The sequence below is a fragment of the Sulfitobacter sp. TCYB15 genome, assembly GCF_040435955.1.
In the GTDB taxonomy this organism is placed as follows: Bacteria; Pseudomonadota; Alphaproteobacteria; order Rhodobacterales; family Rhodobacteraceae; genus Sulfitobacter; species Sulfitobacter pontiacus.
The window spans coordinates 2,811,376-2,830,828 of sequence record NZ_CP159193.1 but is presented as its reverse complement, the minus strand read 5'-3'; the positions used below and the strand labels follow the sequence as shown (position 1 = coordinate 2,830,828).

The following is a 19,453-nucleotide window of genomic DNA, read 5'->3' as shown; positions in this document are numbered from 1 at the left end:
GGGTCTGGGTTCAGGCCCTCATTAATATAAAGGGCTGCTCCATGGCTAAGGCAAAGTTTGAACGTAATAAACCACACGTTAACATCGGTACCATTGGTCACGTTGACCACGGCAAAACCACGTTGACCGCGGCGATCACCAAGTACTTCGGCGACTTCCGCGCCTATGACCAGATTGACGGCGCGCCCGAAGAAAAAGCACGCGGCATCACCATCTCGACCGCACACGTTGAGTATGAGACCGAAGGCCGTCACTACGCCCACGTCGACTGCCCAGGCCACGCTGACTATGTGAAAAACATGATCACCGGTGCGGCGCAGATGGACGGCGCGATCCTGGTTGTGAACGCAGCTGATGGCCCCATGCCACAGACCCGCGAGCACATTCTGCTGGGCCGTCAGGTCGGCATCCCCGCCATGGTTGTCTACATGAACAAAGTAGACCAGGTGGACGATGAAGAGCTGCTGGAACTGGTTGAAATGGAAATCCGCGAACTGCTGTCTTCCTACGACTACCCAGGCGACGACATCCCTGTGATCCCCGGTTCCGCTCTGGCGGCGATGGAAGGCCGTGACGAGAACATCGGCGAGAACTCCATCCGCAAGCTGATGGAAGAAGTCGACAACTACATCCCGACACCAGAGCGCGCTGTTGACCAGCCGTTCCTGATGCCTGTGGAAGACGTCTTCTCGATCTCCGGTCGTGGTACAGTTGTGACCGGCCGTGTTGAGCGTGGCGTGATCAACGTTGGTGACGAAATCGAAATCGTTGGCATCCGCGACACCAAGAAAACCACATGTACCGGCGTTGAAATGTTCCGCAAACTGCTGGACCGTGGGGAAGCTGGCGACAACATCGGCGCCCTGCTGCGCGGTATCGACCGTGAAGGCGTTGAGCGTGGTCAGGTTCTGTGTAAGCCAGGTTCGGTTAAGCCGCACACCAAGTTCACAGCCGAAGCCTATATCCTCACCAAAGAAGAGGGTGGCCGTCACACGCCGTTCTTCGCGAACTACCGTCCACAGTTCTACTTCCGGACCACAGACGTTACAGGTACCGTTCAGCTGCCAGAAGGCACTGAAATGGTTATGCCTGGCGACAACCTGCAGTTCGACGTGGAGCTGATCGCCCCCATCGCGATGGAAGACGGTCTGCGCTTCGCGATCCGCGAAGGCGGTCGTACCGTTGGCGCGGGCGTGGTTTCCAAAATCACCGAGTAAGCCAACCCGCGGGTCATCCCGCGCACCGGCGACAAGACGAAGGCCGCTCCCAATCGGGGCGGCCTTTTTTGTTGTGTGGGGGCGGGCGACATTATTCCTGCGCAATGCGTCTATCTGCCCTTGATCCCCCAGCGAATATCGACTACCTCACCACTCGGCATAGGGGTTTAGCTCAGTTGGTAGAGCATCGGTCTCCAAAACCGAGGGTCGTGGGTTCGAGTCCCTCAGCCCCTGCCAATCTCAACACATGTGAGAACGCGCACTTTGGTGTACCAGCTTCGCCAGTAGGCGAGCTTGATATGAAGCCTTGAATTCAGCGCTTTTGACAGATACATCCCCACAATCGTTCGTATACAGGAAAACCGACATGGCCACAGTCAACCCGCTTCAGTTCATCCAGCAAGTGCGTTCCGAAGTATCCAAGGTCGTCTGGCCCACCCGTCGCGAGGTCATGCTCACCACGGTTATGGTGTTCATCCTTGCCGCGTTGACAGCGGTGTTCTTTGCGATCGTCGATATCCTCATCCGTGGCGGGTTGCAGTACATCCTGGCCGCCTTCGGCTGATCCAGGGGCGCGGCACCTTAAAACGCCGTGGCCCTCTTGAAACATGTGCGATTGCGGGCTATCCCGCAGACCTGATCAAGAGGGGCGTGCGGCGATTCGTGTTGCGCGCCGATTTTTTGTTCACCGCCGGCATGTTGCGACAGGCTGGTTTTTACGAGAATTAGATGTGGCCGTTGCTGCATCACAAGACAGGGACCAAGTTCAGATGGCGAAAAGATGGTATTCGGTCAGTGTTTTGTCGAACTTCGAAAAGAAGATTGCCGAGCAAATCCGCACCACGGTCGCCGAGCAAGAGCTTGAGGACCAAATCGACGAAGTGCTGGTCCCCACCGAAGAGGTGATCGAGGTCCGGCGCGGCAAGAAAGTAACGACAGAGCGTCGCTTTATGCCCGGCTATGTGCTGGTTCATATGGAGATGTCCGATCGCGGGTATCACCTGATCAACTCGATCAACCGCGTCACCGGTTTCCTGGGCCCGCAGGGCCGTCCGATGCCGATGCGTGACGCCGAGGTCACCGCGATCCTGGGCCGCGTTCAAGAGGGCGAAGAAGCACCACGCACGCTGATCCACTTCGAAGTGGGTGAGAAGGTCAAAGTGGCGGACGGCCCGTTCGAGGACTTCGACGGTATGATCGAAGAGGTCGACGACGAGAACCAGCGCCTCAAGGTGTCTGTGTCGATCTTTGGCCGGGAAACTCCGGTCGAATTGGAATTCACTCAGGTCAACAAACAGGTCTGAGCGATCGGCGGGGCGACCCGCTATACGGTGGCAACACCGTTCGTTTGTGGGAGGGGATAGCGGCGCGCCGCCCAACCGCACCACGCTAGCAAGCGGCCACATCGCGATGTGGTTGTATAGGGTGAACGAAAGTTCACCGACATTAAAAGGAGAAGGCCAATGGCCAAGAAACTCGTCGGTACGATGAAGTTGCAAGTTAAAGCGGGTCAAGCGAACCCATCCCCACCCGTCGGCCCCGCATTGGGTCAGCGCGGGATCAACATCATGGAATTCTGTAAGGCGTTCAACGCCAAGACAGCGGACATGGAGCCAGGTGCCCCTTGCCCGACCGTGATCAGCTACTATCAGGACAAGTCCTTCACCATGGACATCAAGACGCCTCCTGCGTCCTACTACCTGAAGAAAGCTGCCAAGGTTAACTCCGGCGCGAAAACACCAAGCCGCGAGACCGTCGGCACCGTGACCACCAAGCAACTGCGCGAAATCGCAGAAGCCAAAATGGCCGACCTGAGCGCTGTGGATGTCGAATCCGCGATGAAAATCATTCTGGGCTCTGCCCGCTCCATGGGCATCGAGGTTAAGTAAGATGGCAAAACTCGGAAAACGCACCCGCGCCGCACGCGAAGCATTCGTAGGCAAAGAAGATCTGACCGTTGAAGAAGCAGTCGCACTGATCAAAGCCAACGCAACCGCGAAATTTGACGAAACCATCGAAATCGCGATGAACCTCGGTGTTGACCCCCGTCACGCCGACCAAATGGTTCGCGGTGTTGTCGGCCTGCCAAACGGCACCGGCAAATCCGTTCGCGTTGCTGTATTCGCCCGTGGCCCCAAGGCTGACGAAGCACAAGCAGCGGGTGCCGACATCGTTGGTGCCGAAGACCTGATGGAAGCTGTCCAAGGCGGCAAGATCGACTTTGATCGCTGCATCGCGACACCTGACATGATGCCCATCGTTGGTCGTCTTGGTAAGGTTCTCGGCCCACGTAACCTGATGCCAAACCCAAAAGTCGGCACAGTTACAATGGACATCAAAGAAGCTGTTGAAGCTGCTAAAGGCGGTCAGGTTCAGTTCAAAGCTGAAAAAGGCGGCGTTGTGCATGCTGGCATCGGCAAACTGTCCTTCGACGAAGCCAAGCTGGTTGAAAACGTACGTGCCTTTGTTGGCGCTGTGTCCAAAGCCAAGCCTACCGGCTCCAAGGGTGCCTACATGAAAAAGATCGCGCTGAGCTCCACAATGGGCCCAGGTGTGACTGTAGAGGTCGACAACGCTGTAACCGAGTAAGGTCCAGCGATAGGCGCAGTCCTGCGCCTGCTATCAGATCCCCGCATTGGTCATCCGATGCGGGGATTTTTTATGCGCAAACCGGCCAGAGAAACCCGGTCTGACGGCGTTTGAAACAGATTAGCCTAAACTCGGCGCAAGAAAGTCGAGTTTCCCCTTGGCATTCCGCGCTGCATTCCCTAAGAAGCCCTCGATTCACTGTGCATCGCATGGTGAGTCTTCTGTCCGAGACGAAGGGTGGCGCAAGCCTTAATTCCTTTCTGAGATGGGAGATGCAAGAATTACCGTTCGCGTAAGCGTGGGGCTATTTTGGCTTATTCCCGTAAAATGGACCAAGACTGTTCGCGTAAGCGGACTTAATTGAGCCGGGGGGTAACCCCCAGATTTGGAGTGAAACTGTGGATAGAGCCCAGAAAGAACAGTTGGTCGAAGAGCTCGGCCAAATCTTCGAAAGCTCTGGCGTCGTTGTGGTAAGCCACTACGTCGGCCTGACAGTTGCTGATATGCAGGACCTTCGTGCGCGCGCTCGCGCTGCGGGCGGGGCCGTGCGTGTTGCCAAAAACAGGCTCGCCAAAATTGCCCTAGACGGAAAGCCATGCGAAAGCATTGCAGATCTCCTGACGGGTATGACCGTTCTGACCTATTCCGAAGACCCCGTGGCAGCTGCCAAGGTCGCTCAGGAATTCGCTAAAGAGAATCAAAAGTTTGTCATTCTCGGCGGCGCAATGGGTGAGAACGCACTGGATGTCGCCGGTGTTGAAGCCGTGTCCAAGATGCCTTCGCGGGAGGAGCTTATCTCCACCATCGCGGGTATGCTGGGCGCACCTGCTTCCAACATCGCCGGGGCCATTGGCGCACCTGCAAGCAACATCGCTTCCATCTTGTCCACCATCGAGGACAAGGCGGCTGCGTAAAGCAATATCGTCAAGCTGGCGCAGGGTTGAACACTCGCGTTGGAACACACATATCGTTAACGGAAAGAGCTAAACATGGCTGATCTGAAAAAACTGGCAGAAGACATCGTTGGTCTGACACTGCTGGAAGCACAAGAACTGAAAACCATCCTCAAAGACGAGTATGGCATCGAGCCCGCAGCTGGCGGCGCAGTGATGATGGCTGGCCCTGCCGATGCAGGCGCGGCTGCTGAAGAGAAAACTGAATTCGACGTCGTTCTGAAGAACGCCGGCGCATCCAAAATCAACGTGATCAAAGAAGTTCGCGGCATCACCGGTCTGGGCCTGAAAGAAGCCAAAGATCTGGTTGAAGCTGGCGGCAAGATCAAAGAAGGCATCGACAAAGCCGAAGCCGAAGACATCAAAGCCAAGCTGGAAGCAGCTGGCGCAGAGATCGAACTGGCCTAAGCCATTAGATCTGGGTGCTGTTTTTGCTTGATGAAAGCAGACCGAAGTTTGTAAAGCTTTGGGCAAGCCCATAAAAATTAAGGCTGGACGGGGAATTCCCTGTCCAGCCTGATCTGTTTTGAAAAGTATTTCGCGCGAAATGCTTCTCTGGATAGGTCCTAGTGGTCGGAAGAGGTACGGTGGGACGTGCCTCAAGAATTGATCAGGATTTACCGCTCTTATGGGCGCGCATCACGGCCCCGGTGATGGCGAGCTCGGCAAGAGATACGAAAGGTGACAGACACATGGCGCAAACCTTCCTTGGCCAGAAACGTCTACGTAAATACTATGGCAAAATCCGCGAAGTGCTGGAGATGCCGAACCTGATCGAGGTTCAGAAATCCTCTTATGATTTGTTCCTGCGCTCCGGCGATGCGGAAACACCGACAGACGGTGACGGCATCCAAGGCGTGTTCCAGTCGGTTTTCCCGATCAAGGACTTCAACGAGACGTCGGTGCTTGAATACGTCAAGTACGAGCTCGAGAAGCCCAAATACGATGTCGAGGAATGTCAGCAACGCGACATGACCTACAGCGCGCCTTTGAAGGTGACGCTGCGCCTCATCGTATTTGATGTGGATGAGGACACCGGTGCGAAATCGGTAAAAGACATCAAAGAACAAGACGTGTTCATGGGCGACATGCCCCTGATGACGCCAAACGGTACCTTTGTTGTGAACGGTACAGAGCGTGTTATCGTATCCCAGATGCACCGTTCGCCCGGCGTTTTCTTTGACCACGACAAAGGCAAAACCCACTCTTCGGGTAAGCTGCTGTTTGCTTGCCGCATCATCCCATACCGCGGGTCGTGGCTCGACTTCGAATTCGACGCCAAAGACATCGTGTTCGCGCGCATCGACCGTCGTCGTAAGCTGCCTGTAACAACGCTGCTCTACGCGCTTGGCCTTGACCAAGAAGCGATCATGAACGCGTATTACAACACCGTGAACTATACGCTGAAAGACGGCGAAGGCTGGGTTGCACCTTTCTTCCCTGACCGTGTGCGGGGCACACGTCCATCGTATGATCTGGTTGACGCCGCAACAGGCGAGATCCTGTTCGAGAAGGGCAAGAAGGTTACGCCTCGTGCCGTGAAGCAGTTGATCGACGAAGGCAAAGTGACAGAACTGCTGCTGCCCTTCGGTCACATCGCTGGCAAATTCGCCGCGCGTGACATCATCAACGAAGAAACCGGCGCGATCTATGTCGAAGCGGGCGACGAGCTGACGCTCGAGCACGACAAAGACGGCACGCTCATCGGCGGTACAGCGAAAGAGCTGATCGACGCGGGCATCACCGAGATCCCACTTCTCGACATCGACAACATCAACGTCGGCCCCTACATGCGTAACACCATGGCGGCGGATAAGAACATGAACCGCGACACCGCGCTCATGGACATCTACCGTGTGATGCGCCCGGGCGAGCCGCCCACAGTCGAAGCCGCGTCGAACCTGTTCGACACGCTGTTCTTTGATGCGGACCGCTACGACCTTTCCGCGGTTGGCCGCGTGAAGATGAACATGCGTCTTGCGCTCGACAAAGAAGACACGCAGCGCACGCTGGACCGTGACGACATCGTTGCCTGTATCAAGGCGCTGGTTGATCTGCGTGACGGCCGTGGCGACATCGACGACATCGACCACCTTGGGAACCGTCGTGTACGCTCCGTTGGTGAGCTGATGGAAAACCAGTACCGCGTCGGCCTGCTTCGTATGGAGCGCGCGATCAAGGAACGTATGTCCTCGGTCGAGATCGACACTGTCATGCCACAAGACCTGATCAACGCGAAACCAGCGGCTGCTGCGGTACGTGAATTCTTCGGCTCCAGCCAACTGTCGCAGTTCATGGACCAAACCAACCCACTGTCCGAGGTGACGCACAAGCGTCGTCTGTCCGCGCTTGGGCCAGGTGGTCTGACACGCGAACGTGCCGGCTTTGAGGTGCGTGACGTTCACGCGACCCACTACGGCCGTATGTGTCCGATTGAAACGCCCGAAGGTCCGAACATTGGTTTGATCAACTCGTTGGCAACATTCGCCCGCGTCAACAAATACGGCTTTATCGAAACACCCTACCGTAAAGTAACGAACGGTGTTGTTTCCGATGACGTGCAGTACATGTCCGCGACCGAAGAAATGCGTCACACCGTGGCGCAGGCGAACGCGAACCTTGATGAGAACATGAAGTTCGTCAACGATCTGGTGTCGACACGGAAATCCGGTGACTACACGCTGTCGCCTTCCGAGAATGTCGATCTGATCGACGTTTCGCCAAAACAGTTGGTCTCGGTCGCTGCGTCCTTGATCCCGTTCCTTGAAAACGACGATGCGAACAGGGCCTTGATGGGCTCGAACATGCAACGTCAGGCGGTGCCTTTGCTTCAAGCCGAAGCACCACTGGTGGGCACGGGTATCGAAGAAGTCGTCGCACGGGATTCCGGTGCTGCCTATATGGCGAAACGCGGTGGTATCATCGACCAAGTCGACGCCAGCCGTATCGTTATCCGCGCCACCGAAGACCTTGAACTGGGCGACGCGGGCGTAGACATCTACCGCATGCGCAAGTTCCAGCGTTCGAACCAGAACACCTGCATCAACCAGCGTCCGCTGGTGAAAGTGGGCGAGACGGTTCAAAAGGGTCAGGTTATCGCGGACGGTCCATCGACCGACATGGGTGAACTGGCGCTTGGTAAGAACGTGGTCGTCGCGTTCATGCCCTGGAACGGCTACAACTACGAAGACTCCATCCTGATCTCTGAACGTGTATCGCGTGACGACGTGTTTACCTCGATCCACATCGAGGAATTCGAAGTCGCCGCCCGTGACACAAAGCTGGGGCCAGAGGAAATCACACGCGATATTCCGAACGTCGGTGAAGAAGCGCTGCGCAACCTCGACGAGGCGGGCATCGTGTACATCGGTGCGGATGTTGAACCCGGTGACATTCTCGTCGGCAAGATCACTCCCAAGGGCGAAAGCCCGATGACGCCAGAAGAAAAACTGCTGCGCGCCATCTTTGGTGAGAAAGCCTCGGACGTGCGCGATACGTCGCTGCGTGTGAAGCCCGGTGATTTCGGTACCGTTGTTGAAGTCCGCGTGTTCAACCGTCACGGCGTTGAAAAAGACGAACGTGCGCTGCAGATCGAACGTGAAGAAGTCGAACGTCTGGCCCGTGACCGGGACGACGAACTTGGCATTCTTGACCGCAACATCTACGCGCGTCTGCAGTCGATGATCATCGGCAAGACGGCTGTCAAAGGCCCGAAAGGCGTCAAGGCAAACTCTGAAATCACCGAAGACCTGCTGGCATCCTTGTCGCGCGGTCAGTGGTGGCAGTTGGCTTTGGCCGACGAAGATGATGCCAAGATCGTCGAGGCCCTGAACGAGCAGTACGAGATCCAGAAACGGACCTTGGATGCACGTTTCGAGGACAAAGTCGAAAAAGTCCGTCGTGGTGACGATCTGCCCCCGGGCGTGATGAAGATGGTCAAGGTTTTCGTCGCGGTGAAGCGCAAGCTGCAACCGGGCGATAAGATGGCCGGTCGTCACGGCAACAAAGGTGTTATTTCCAAGGTTGTACCGATGGAAGACATGCCGTTCCTCGCGGATGGTACGCCGGTTGACTTCTGTTTGAACCCGCTGGGTGTTCCGTCGCGTATGAACGTCGGTCAGATCCTTGAAACCCACATGGGTTGGGCCGCACGTGGCCTGGGCATCAACATCGACGAGGCGCTGCAGGAATACAAACGCTCCGGCGATCTGACACCTGTGCGCGAAGCAATGCACCACGCCTATGGCGACGATGTCTACGAAGAAGGCATCTCGGGTATGGACGAGGAAACATTGCTGGACGCCGCCAAGAACGTCGCGCGCGGTGTCCCAATCGCCACGCCGGTTTTCGATGGTGCCAAGGAAGCGGATGTGAACGACAGCCTGACACGGGCCGGTTTCGACAGCTCCGGTCAGTCGGTACTGTTTGACGGCCGCACGGGCGAGCAGTTTGCGCGTCCGGTGACCGTCGGCGTGAAATACCTGCTGAAACTGCACCACCTTGTGGACGATAAAATCCACGCGCGTTCAACTGGTCCATACTCGCTGGTCACCCAGCAGCCATTGGGCGGTAAAGCGCAGTTCGGTGGTCAGCGCTTCGGTGAGATGGAGGTCTGGGCTCTGGAAGCTTACGGCGCTGCATACACCCTGCAGGAGATGCTGACTGTGAAATCGGATGACGTGGCCGGACGGACCAAGGTCTATGAAAGCATCGTCAAAGGCGAAGACAACTTCGAAGCCGGTATTCCGGAATCGTTCAACGTACTTGTGAAAGAGGTACGCGGTCTTGGCCTGAACATGGAACTCCTGGATGCGGAGGAAGACGAGTGAGGCACGCGCCGGGGTTTTCATAAACCCCGGACCGTTTCCTGAAGCAGGAAACACCTCTCTCCCTCCGCTTTCGAGACTTATCTAAGGATTTAAGATGAACCAGGAACTGACAAACAACCCGTTCAACCCCGTCGCGCCGATGAAGACGTTCGACGAAATCAAGGTCTCTCTGGCATCGCCAGAGCGGATCCTGTCGTGGTCGTTCGGTGAAATCAAGAAACCAGAAACCATCAACTACCGGACGTTCAAACCAGAGCGTGACGGCCTGTTCTGCGCGCGTATCTTTGGCCCGATCAAAGACTACGAATGCCTGTGCGGTAAATATAAGCGCATGAAGTATCGCGGCGTTGTCTGCGAGAAATGTGGCGTCGAAGTCACGCTGCAAAAGGTCCGTCGCGAGCGTATGGGCCACATCGAGCTGGCGTCGCCTGTTGCGCACATCTGGTTCCTCAAGTCGCTGCCATCGCGCATCGGCCTGATGCTGGATATGACCCTGCGCGACCTGGAACGTGTTCTTTACTTTGAAAACTACGTTGTGATCGAACCCGGTCTGACGGACCTCACCTATGGTCAGATGATGACCGAGGAAGAGTATATGGACGCGCAGGATGCCTATGGCATGGACGCGTTCACCGCCAATATCGGTGCCGAAGCGATCCGCGAAATGCTGGCCGCCATCGATCTGGAAGCCGAAGCAGACCAGCTGCGTGCCGATCTGAAAGAGGCGACCGGCGAACTGAAGCCCAAGAAGATCATCAAGCGTCTGAAAGTCGTTGAATCCTTCCTCGAGTCCGGCAACCGGCCCGAGTGGATGATCATGACCGTCATTCCGGTGATCCCGCCAGAGCTGCGCCCGCTGGTGCCGCTGGACGGTGGCCGTTTCGCGACGTCGGATCTGAACGACCTGTATCGCCGCGTGATCAACCGGAACAACCGCTTGAAGCGTCTGATCGAACTGCGCGCGCCTGACATCATCGTCCGCAACGAAAAGCGGATGTTGCAGGAATCCGTCGATGCCTTGTTCGACAACGGCCGTCGCGGCCGCGTCATCACTGGTGCCAACAAGCGCCCTCTGAAGTCGCTGTCCGACATGCTGAAAGGTAAGCAAGGTCGCTTCCGTCAGAACCTTTTGGGTAAGCGCGTCGACTTCTCCGGTCGTTCGGTCATTGTGACCGGCCCCGAGCTGAAGCTGCACCAGTGCGGTCTGCCCAAGAAGATGGCGCTCGAGCTGTTCAAGCCGTTCATCTATTCGCGTCTTGAAGCCAAAGGTCTGTCTTCCACTGTGAAGCAAGCTAAGAAGTTGGTGGAAAAAGAGCGTCCCGAAGTGTGGGACATCCTCGACGAAGTGATCCGCGAACACCCTGTCATGCTGAACCGTGCGCCTACCTTGCACCGTTTGGGCATTCAGGCGTTCGAGCCGGTTCTGATCGAAGGTAAAGCGATCCAGCTTCACCCGCTGGTCTGTTCCGCCTTTAACGCTGACTTTGACGGCGACCAAATGGCTGTGCACGTGCCGCTTTCGCTGGAAGCACAGCTGGAAGCACGCGTCCTGATGATGTCGACGAACAACGTTCTGTCGCCTGCAAACGGCGCGCCGATCATTGTTCCGTCGCAGGATATGATCTTGGGTCTGTACTACACGACCCTGGAACGCGAAGGCATGCCGGGCGAAGGCATGGTGTTCGGCTCTGTCGAGGAAGTCGAGCACGCGCTTGGTGCCGGTGCGATCCACCTGCACTCCAAGATCAAGGCGCGGATCAAACAGATCGATGCCGAAGGCAACGAGGTGATGAAGCGTTACGACACCACGCCGGGCCGTATCCGCCTTGGCGCGCTGCTGCCGCTGAACGCCAAAGCGCCGTTCGATCTGGTGAACCGTCTGCTGCGTAAGAAAGAAGTGCAGCAGGTCATCGATACGGTCTACCGCTACTGTGGTCAGAAAGAATCCGTTATCTTCTGTGACCAGATCATGACCATGGGCTTCCGTGAAGCTTTCCGTGCCGGCATTTCCTTCGGCAAGGACGACATGCTGATCCCGGAAACCAAGTGGACCTTGGTGGACGAAACGCGCGAGCAGGTTAAAGACTTTGAACAGCAGTACATGGACGGCCTGATCACTCAGGGCGAAAAGTACAACAAAGTCGTCGACGCCTGGTCCAAGTGTAACGACAAGGTCACCGACGCGATGATGGGGGCCATTTCGGCCGAACGTCGCAACGATAACGGCGCGGTGATGGAGCCGAACTCGGTCTACATGATGGCGCACTCCGGTGCGCGTGGCTCGGTCACACAGATGAAACAGCTGGGCGGGATGCGCGGTCTGATGGCGAAGCCGAACGGCGACATCATCGAGACTCCGATTATCTCGAACTTTAAAGAAGGTCTGACCGTTCTGGAGTACTTTAACTCCACCCACGGTGCCCGTAAGGGTCTGTCGGATACCGCTTTGAAAACAGCGAACTCGGGTTACCTGACCCGTCGTCTGGTGGACGTGGCACAGGACTGTATCGTGCGTATGCATGACTGTGGCACCGAAACCGCGATCACGGCCGAAGCGGCTGTGAATGATGGTGAGGTTGTCTCTTCGCTGGCGGAACGTTTGCTGGGTCGCGTTGCGGCGGATGACATCCTGCGCCCCGGGACCGACGAAGTGTTGGTGCCTGCGCAGACTGTGATCGACGAACGTCTGGCTGACATCATCGATGAAGCGGCTGTTCAATCCGCACGGATCCGCAGCCCGCTGACCTGTGAGGCCGAAGAGGGCGTCTGCGCCATGTGCTATGGTCGTGACCTTGCACGCGGTACGCTGGTGAACCAAGGTGAAGCTGTCGGCATTATCGCTGCTCAGTCGATCGGTGAACCCGGCACGCAGCTGACCATGCGTACATTCCACATTGGTGGTGTTGCGCAGGGTGGCCAGCAGTCCTTCCTCGAGGCATCGCAGTCCGGTAAGGTTGTGTTCGAGAACGCTCAAACCCTTGAGAACGCCGCAGGCGAGATCATGGTAATGGGCCGGAACATGAAGCTTGCCATCGTTGATGATAACGGCGACGAGCGTGCCAGCCACAAGGTTGGCTACGGGACCAAGCTGTTCGTCAAGGAGGGTCAGTCGATCCTGCGCGGCGACAAGCTGTTCGAATGGGACCCCTACACGCTGCCGATCATCGCGGAGAAATCCGGTATGACCAAGTTCGTCGACCTGACGTCGGGGATCGCGGTCAAGGATGAAACCGATGATGCAACCGGTATGACACAGAAGATCGTGATCGACTGGCGTGCAGCACCCAAAGGCAATGAGCTGAAGCCTGAAATCATTCTGGTGGATGCCGATGGCGAGCCGGTCCGCAACGATGCGGGCAACCCGGTGACCTACCCAATGTCCGTTGATGCCATTCTGTCCGTTGAGGACCAGACTGAAATCAAGGCCGGTGACATCGTCGCGCGTATCCCGCGTGAAGGTGCCAAGACCAAGGATATTACCGGTGGTCTGCCACGTGTTGCGGAACTCTTTGAGGCACGTCGCCCCAAAGACCACGCGATCATCGCCGAGATCGACGGCTACGTCCGCTACGGCAAGGACTACAAAAACAAGCGTCGTATCTCGATCGAGTCGTCCGAGGATCCGGATCACAAGGTCGAATACATGGTGCCTAAGGGTAAGCACATTCCCGTTGCGGAAGGTGACTTTGTCCAGAAGGGCGACTACATCATGGACGGCAACCCTGCGCCGCATGACATCCTCGCGATTATGGGTGTCGAAGCGCTGGCTGACTACATGATCGACGAAGTGCAGGATGTTTATCGTCTGCAGGGCGTTAAGATCAACGATAAGCATATCGAAGTGATCGTGCGTCAGATGTTGCAGAAGTGGGAAGTCCAGGACAGCGGTGATACCACCCTGTTGAAAGGCGAACACGTCGACAAGCAAGAGTTCGACCAGGCCTGTGCCAAAGCGCTGTCCAAAGGCGGGCGTCCTGCGCAGGGCGAACCGATCCTGCTGGGGATCACCAAGGCGTCGCTGCAAACCCGCAGCTTCATCTCGGCGGCGTCCTTCCAGGAAACCACACGCGTTCTGACCGAAGCATCGGTTCAGGGTAAGCGCGACAAGCTGGTTGGCCTGAAAGAGAACGTCATCGTGGGTCGTCTGATCCCAGCCGGTACCGGTGGTGCAACGCAGCAGATGCGCAAGGTTGCGACGGATCGTGACAACGTGGTCATCGAGGCCCGTCGCGAAGAAGCCGAAGCCGCAGCACGTCTGGCCGCGCCAGAGCCTACAGCCGACGATGTTGTTGGTGGCGATGTCTTCGACAACGTTCCCAGCGACGACGAAAGCCGCAGCTAAGCCTAGGCTTGATAGCTGACGAACAGAGCCCCCGCCGATCTCTCGGCGGGGGTTTTTCGTTGTAGGGCGGGGGGATGAAATAGCGTCGAAAATTTGCGCAGGTGGGCTGGTTTTCCACTGCGGCTTGCGCCAATGATAAGCCAACCTAACAAACGGAAAGCCACCCGATGTCGCCAAACCTTGCCGGAGCACTTTTCATGATGGGCTCCATGGCGGCCTTTGTGTTGAACGACACGATGACCAAGACGACCGGCGGGGCGGTGCCCTTGTTCCAGCTGCTGTTCTTGCGCGGTGTGATCTCTATCTCGTTGATCGTGATGCTATGGGGGCGGCTCGGCCCGATGCACCTGCGTCTTAGCCGGCGCGATTGGAAACTGGTCGCAATCCGGTCTGGTGCCGAAGTCGGGGCGAGCTTTTTCTTCGTGACCGCCTTGTTCAATATGCCCTTGGCGAACCTCAGCGCCATTCTGCAATCCCTGCCGCTGACGGTGACTTTGGGCGCGGCGCTGGTCTATCGCGAAAAGGTCGGCTGGCGGCGCTTCTCTGCGATCCTTGTGGGGTTCTTCGGCGTGATGCTGATCGTCAAACCGGGCACGGACGGATTCAACATCTGGTCGATCTACGCGCTGATCGCGGTGTTCTTTGTCACCGTGCGCGACCTCAGCACCCGCCGCCTGTCGAAAGAGGTGCCGTCGATGACCGTGACCTTCGCCGCTGTGCTGGCCGTGACGGGGTTTTCGACCTTCGCGCAGTTCACCACGCCGTGGGCTCCGGTCTCTTCCGCGCATTGGATCGCCATTACGGCGGCCGCGGTCTTTGTGCTGATGGGGTATTATTTCAGCGTGCAGACGATGCGGGTGGGCGACGTATCGTTCATCGCGCCGTTCCGCTATACGGGGCTGATCTGGGCGCTTATTCTCGGATGGTTGGTGTTCGGCGACTGGCCGGTGCCGTCAACGCTCGCTGGGGCATCTATCGTCGCTGCGACGGGGCTGTTCACGCTCTACCGCGAACGCATCACCACCCGCCCGTTGCCGCCGCTTTAACCTTTGGCAAAGACGCGGCGCACAGTGTCGATGTCGATGGCAAAGCGGTCCTTGAACAGGATCTCTTCCTCGGTGCTGAGGGGGGATAGGTCGACCGCCCGTGCATTCTTTTGGCGTGAATCGTTAAATCCATTGTGGCCGCGGACATACATTGCAGGGTCGGGAAAGCTCAGCGCAGGCATGAAGCGGGGCAGCTTGTCATGGGCAAAGTTCATGATCGTAAGCGGACACCCCGCGTTCACGAACATTGCCAAGGCCGCGGTGTAGAACGGCCGGAACGACGGGGTCGCCGCGATACCATCCGCGCCGAACTCGGCCACGTAGCCCTTGTTCCAGTCAAGCGCGACGGATTTGTGCTGGACCAGGAGCGGGGCGGCGTCATCAACAGCTTTACGCAGCTTGGCCACGAAATCGACCGCAATCGCGTCGTCGTCATCAAAGCGGAATTGCACACAGGGTTCAGAGCGCGCGTGACGGGCCTTGTTCAGAATCTCTTTCATCACCTCGCGGTGAGGGCGCGGCGGCTCTACCACAATCCGCGCTTGGGGCAGGGGGGCGAGCAGGGCCGTGAGCCGTTCCAGATGGACAGGGGGAAAGCGATCGCCGACCAGCACGATCATTTCGAAATCGGGGTCTGTTTGCGCCCTCAGGCAGGGCAGGGCGACGGTTTCGAACAGGCGGAACCTTTCCTCAAGCCGCGCGGGATCATAAAGGTAGGCGATACGATCAGCGGTGGTTTCATGCCCGACCTGAAACCCGCCAAGCGCCGGATAGGAAAAGCGGCATAGCCCAAGTACCTGCATCGTGATCCGCCCTGTCCGAATAATGTGGCATAAATATGCGCGGTAGCCGGGGTATCTTGCAAGGCGGAATACCCGTTTGGCGTGCCATGGGCGGCTTGGGGGCGGGGGCTGTTGACAGCGTGGACGACTCTGCCTATACGCCCCTTATCTCGGATGCGGGGGTCGCCCTGCTTTGCCGACATCATATCTACTGTGGTCACGATCCGGTCTACTGCTGACTCGATCCTCTGTTACCCCACCGCTTCGTTTTCCTCGGTACGGGAACGCTGCGGTGATTTTGCTTTGCGCCAGTGGTGTAGGGCGAAAGATAGGCTTCGTGGACGTGCGAAGTGACCGAATTTGAAACCGCACTGGGGTCCGCCCCGCTGCACCACTTATGTGAGCTAAACGGGGATAAAACCGGAATGCCAACGATCCAACAGCTGATCCGCAAACCGCGCCAGCCTAAAATCAAACGTTCGAAATCCATGCACCTGCAAGAATGCCCGCAAAAGCGCGGCGTTTGTACACGTGTTTACACTACCACACCTAAGAAGCCGAACTCGGCCATGCGTAAGGTTGCCAAAGTGCGCCTGACCAACGGTTTCGAAGTCATCAGCTACATCCCGGGTGAATCGCACAACCTGCAAGAACACTCCGTTGTTCTGATCCGCGGCGGCCGTGTAAAAGACCTTCCCGGTGTGCGCTACCACATCCTGCGCGGTGTTCTCGATACGCAAGGCGTTAAAGACCGTAAGCAGCGTCGCTCCAAATATGGTGCAAAGAAGCCAAAGTAATTTGGGTCGGTTTGGGGGCGCGCATCGCAGATACACGATGCCGGATCCCGCCGCCCGCCATGTTTTCCCGTAAGGGAGTGAGCCGAGTAAGACTGAGCGCCGGACGATCGGGGTGCAATATGCACCAGACGCACTGGACCAAACCTGCCTCGGCAACTGACAATTAGGAGCTTTAAATGTCACGTCGTCACGCCGCTGAAAAACGCGAAGTACTGCCAGACGCCAAGTACGGTGATCTGGTTCTCACCAAATTCATGAACAACCTGATGATCGACGGTAAGAAGTCGGTTGCGGAGCGTATCGTTTACAACGCGATGAACCGTGTTGAAGACAAAATCAAACGCGCGCCCATCGAAGTCTTCCACGAAGCGCTGGACAACATCAAGCCGTCCGTCGAAGTGCGTTCGCGCCGCGTTGGTGGTGCCACCTATCAGGTTCCTGTCGAAGTGCGCCCCGAGCGTCGCGAAGCACTGGCGATCCGCTGGTTGATCAAAGCGTCCCGCGCCCGCAACGAGAACACCATGGAAGAGCGCCTTGCCGGTGAGCTTCTGGACGCTGTTCAATCGCGCGGTACTGCTGTTAAGAAGCGCGAAGACACCCACAAGATGGCCGACGCGAACAAAGCGTTCAGCCACTACCGCTGGTAATTCGGGCGGCATAAGCCGTTCCCGTCGCGTCCCACCCCGGGGCGCGATTTATCCGTTTCAGATATATTCGAGGAAGCAGCCCAATGGCACGCGACTATCCGCTCTCACGCTACCGCAATTTCGGCATCATGGCCCACATCGACGCAGGCAAAACAACCTGCTCCGAACGGATCCTGTTTTACACTGGTAAGTCCCACAACATCGGCGAAGTGCACGACGGTGCCGCCACGATGGACTGGATGGAGCAGGAGCAGGAACGCGGTATTACAATTACCTCCGCTGCGACGACAACTTTCTGGCAGCGCCAGGAAGAGCCAACAGCCGACGCGACATCCGACACCAAGTACCGGATGAACATCATCGACACCCCCGGCCACGTTGACTTCACCATCGAAGTTGAACGTTCGCTGGCCGTTCTTGACGGCGCCGTTGCTGTTCTTGACGCCAACGCCGGTGTTGAGCCCCAGACCGAAACCGTTTGGCGCCAAGCGGACCGCTACAAGGTTCCGCGCATCGTTTTCGTCAACAAAATGGACAAAATCGGCGCTGACTTCTTCAACTGCGTGAAGATGATCAAAGACCGTACCGGTGCGACACCTGCGCCGATCCAAATTCCGATCGGTGCCGAAACCGAGCTGGAAGGCATGATCGATCTGGTCACCATGAAAGAATGGGTCTGGGCCGGTGAAGATCTTGGCGCGAGCTGGGAACAACGCGAAATCCGTGCCGAGTTGAAAGACCTGGCCGACGAATGGCGCGCGCATCTGATCGAGACTGCGGTCGAGATGGATGACGAAGCCATGGAAAACTACCTGATGGACGGCGCAGAGCCTGACGTCGACACCCTGCGCGGTCTGATCCGTAAAGGGACACTGGCGATCAAGTTCATCCCCGTACTCTGCGGCTCCGCGTTCAAAAACAAAGGTGTTCAGCCTCTGTTGAACGCTGTAATCGACTATCTGCCATCCCCGATGGACGTTGTTGACTACATGGGCTTCAAACCAGGCGACGAGACAGAGACACGTAACATCCCACGCCGTGCGGATGACGACATGGCGTTCTCCGGTCTGGCGTTCAAAATCATGAACGACCCCTTTGTTGGCTCGCTGACCTTTACCCGCATCTACTCCGGTGTGCTGAACAAGGGCGACACGCTCTTGAACTCCACCAAAGGTAAGAAAGAGCGCGTCGGTCGTATGATGATGATGCACTCCAACGATCGTGAAGAAATTCAAGAAGCGTTCGCGGGCGACATCATCGCGCTGGCAGGTCTGAAAGACACAACAACCGGTGACACGCTTTGCGCCGTCAACGATCCTGTTGTTCTTGAAACAATGACCTTCCCCGATCCGGTTATCGAAATCGCGGTTGAGCCTAAAACCAAGGCTGACCAAGAGAAGATGTCCACCGGTCTGGCGCGTCTGGCTGCAGAAGACCCCTCCTTCCGCGTTGAAACGGATCTGGAATCCGGCCAGACCATCATGAAGGGCATGGGCGAACTTCACCTCGACATTCTGGTGGACCGTCTGCGTCGTGAATTCAAAGTTGAAGCGAACATCGGTGCGCCTCAGGTTGCCTACCGCGAGACCATCTCGCGCGAAGCAGAAATCACCTATACCCACAAGAAACAGTCCGGTGGTTCCGGTCAGTTCGCTGAGGTGAAGATGATCCTGATGCCAACCGAGCCAGGCGAAGGCTATTCCTTCGAGAGCCGCATCGTTGGTGGTGCCGTTCCGAAAGAATACATCCCGGGCGTCGAAAAAGGGATCAACTCGGTCATGGACTCCGGTCCTTTGGCGGGCTTCCCGGTCATCGACTTCAAGGTTGCTCTGATCGACGGTAAATTCCACGACGTTGACTCTAGCGTTCTGGCGTTTGAAATCGCGGCCCGTATGGGTATGCGCGAAGGCATGCGCAAAGCGGGTGCGAAACTGCTCGAACCGATCATGAAAGTCGAAGTTATCACTCCTGAGGATTACACAGGCGGGATCATCGGCGATCTGACATCGCGTCGCGGTCAGGTTCAGGGTCAGGACACACGCGGGAACGCAATCGCGATCGACGCACAGGTGCCGCTGGCCAACATGTTCGGCTACATCAACACGCTGCGTTCGATGTCGTCGGGTCGTGCGAACTTCACCATGCAGTTCTCGCACTACGAACCTGTTCCGCAGAACATCTCTGACGAGATCCAAGCGAAATTCGCGTAACTGGCGCGTTGCAATAACTGGGACGGCGGGGATAACCCCGC

The 19,453-nt window shown here is 57.2% G+C and carries 14 protein-coding genes and 1 tRNA gene; 14 read left to right on the top strand and 1 reads right to left on the bottom strand.

The annotated features are described in order from the left end of the window. Nucleotides 1-41 precede the first annotated feature (41 nt). The 11 genes from tuf to ABM428_RS13640 all read left to right on the top strand — a co-directional run bounded on the left by tuf (nt 42) and on the right by ABM428_RS13640 (nt 14,976). Nucleotides 42-1,217 carry an elongation factor Tu gene (gene tuf, locus ABM428_RS13690; RefSeq protein WP_005849852.1) on the top strand — a complete coding sequence of 392 codons (1,176 nt, stop codon included), beginning with the start codon at nt 42-44 and terminating at the stop codon, nt 1,215-1,217. 161 nt (nt 1,218-1,378) lie between these two features. Further along, a tRNA-Trp gene (locus ABM428_RS13685) sits at nt 1,379-1,454 on the top strand. Nucleotides 1,455-1,584: 130 nt separating this feature from the next. Beyond that, nucleotides 1,585-1,782, top strand: a complete 198-nt coding sequence (secE, locus tag ABM428_RS13680) for a preprotein translocase subunit SecE (protein ID WP_005849880.1) — start codon at nt 1,585-1,587, stop codon at nt 1,780-1,782. 205 nt (nt 1,783-1,987) lie between these two features. Beyond that, a complete protein-coding gene (nusG, locus tag ABM428_RS13675; protein ID WP_005849878.1) occupies nt 1,988-2,521 on the top strand; it encodes a transcription termination/antitermination protein NusG in 534 nt (177 codons plus the stop codon). Between the two features lie 159 nt (nt 2,522-2,680). After that, on the top strand, nt 2,681-3,106 hold the full coding sequence (gene rplK / locus ABM428_RS13670; protein ID WP_005849876.1) for a 50S ribosomal protein L11: 426 nt from the start codon (nt 2,681-2,683) through the stop codon (nt 3,104-3,106). Between the two features lies 1 nt (nt 3,107). Further along, nucleotides 3,108-3,806: a 50S ribosomal protein L1 gene (rplA, locus tag ABM428_RS13665; protein WP_005849875.1), complete on the top strand. Its 699-nt coding sequence runs from the start codon at nt 3,108-3,110 to the stop codon at nt 3,804-3,806. Between the two features lie 398 nt (nt 3,807-4,204). Then, nucleotides 4,205-4,720, top strand: a complete 516-nt coding sequence (rplJ, locus tag ABM428_RS13660) for a 50S ribosomal protein L10 (protein ID WP_037941629.1) — start codon at nt 4,205-4,207, stop codon at nt 4,718-4,720. 75 nt (nt 4,721-4,795) lie between these two features. After that, nucleotides 4,796-5,167: a 50S ribosomal protein L7/L12 gene (gene rplL, locus ABM428_RS13655; protein WP_005849872.1), complete on the top strand. Its 372-nt coding sequence runs from the start codon at nt 4,796-4,798 to the stop codon at nt 5,165-5,167. 284 nt (nt 5,168-5,451) lie between these two features. After that, on the top strand, nt 5,452-9,588 hold the full coding sequence (rpoB, locus tag ABM428_RS13650) for a DNA-directed RNA polymerase subunit beta (protein WP_005849870.1): 4,137 nt from the start codon (nt 5,452-5,454) through the stop codon (nt 9,586-9,588). A gap of 94 nt (nt 9,589-9,682) precedes the next feature. Continuing rightward, nucleotides 9,683-13,930, top strand: coding sequence for a DNA-directed RNA polymerase subunit beta' (rpoC, locus tag ABM428_RS13645; RefSeq protein WP_289084199.1), 4,248 nt, complete (start codon nt 9,683-9,685; stop codon nt 13,928-13,930). Nucleotides 13,931-14,097: 167 nt separating this feature from the next. After that, nucleotides 14,098-14,976: a DMT family transporter gene (locus tag ABM428_RS13640; protein WP_037941634.1), complete on the top strand. Its 879-nt coding sequence runs from the start codon at nt 14,098-14,100 to the stop codon at nt 14,974-14,976. Here the strand turns inward: ABM428_RS13640 and ABM428_RS13635 are convergent. Then, on the bottom strand, nt 14,973-15,779 hold the full coding sequence (locus ABM428_RS13635; protein ID WP_353628012.1) for a putative rhamnosyl transferase: 807 nt from the start codon (nt 15,777-15,779) through the stop codon (nt 14,973-14,975). The genes ABM428_RS13640 and ABM428_RS13635 overlap by 4 nt on opposite strands. 404 nt (nt 15,780-16,183) lie before the next feature. Here ABM428_RS13635 and rpsL point away from each other — a divergent pair, with 404 nt between their 5' ends. The 3 genes from rpsL (at nt 16,184) to fusA (ending at nt 19,412) form a co-directional block, all read left to right on the top strand. Continuing rightward, nucleotides 16,184-16,555, top strand: coding sequence for a 30S ribosomal protein S12 (gene rpsL, locus ABM428_RS13630; RefSeq protein ID WP_005849863.1), 372 nt, complete (start codon nt 16,184-16,186; stop codon nt 16,553-16,555). 176 nt (nt 16,556-16,731) lie between these two features. Further along, on the top strand, nt 16,732-17,202 hold the full coding sequence (rpsG, locus tag ABM428_RS13625) for a 30S ribosomal protein S7 (RefSeq protein WP_005849857.1): 471 nt from the start codon (nt 16,732-16,734) through the stop codon (nt 17,200-17,202). 83 nt (nt 17,203-17,285) lie between these two features. Then, the gene (fusA, locus tag ABM428_RS13620) at nt 17,286-19,412 is read left to right on the top strand and encodes an elongation factor G (protein ID WP_037941636.1); all 2,127 of its coding nucleotides are present in this window, start codon (nt 17,286-17,288) and stop codon (nt 19,410-19,412) included. Nucleotides 19,413-19,453 lie beyond the last annotated feature (41 nt).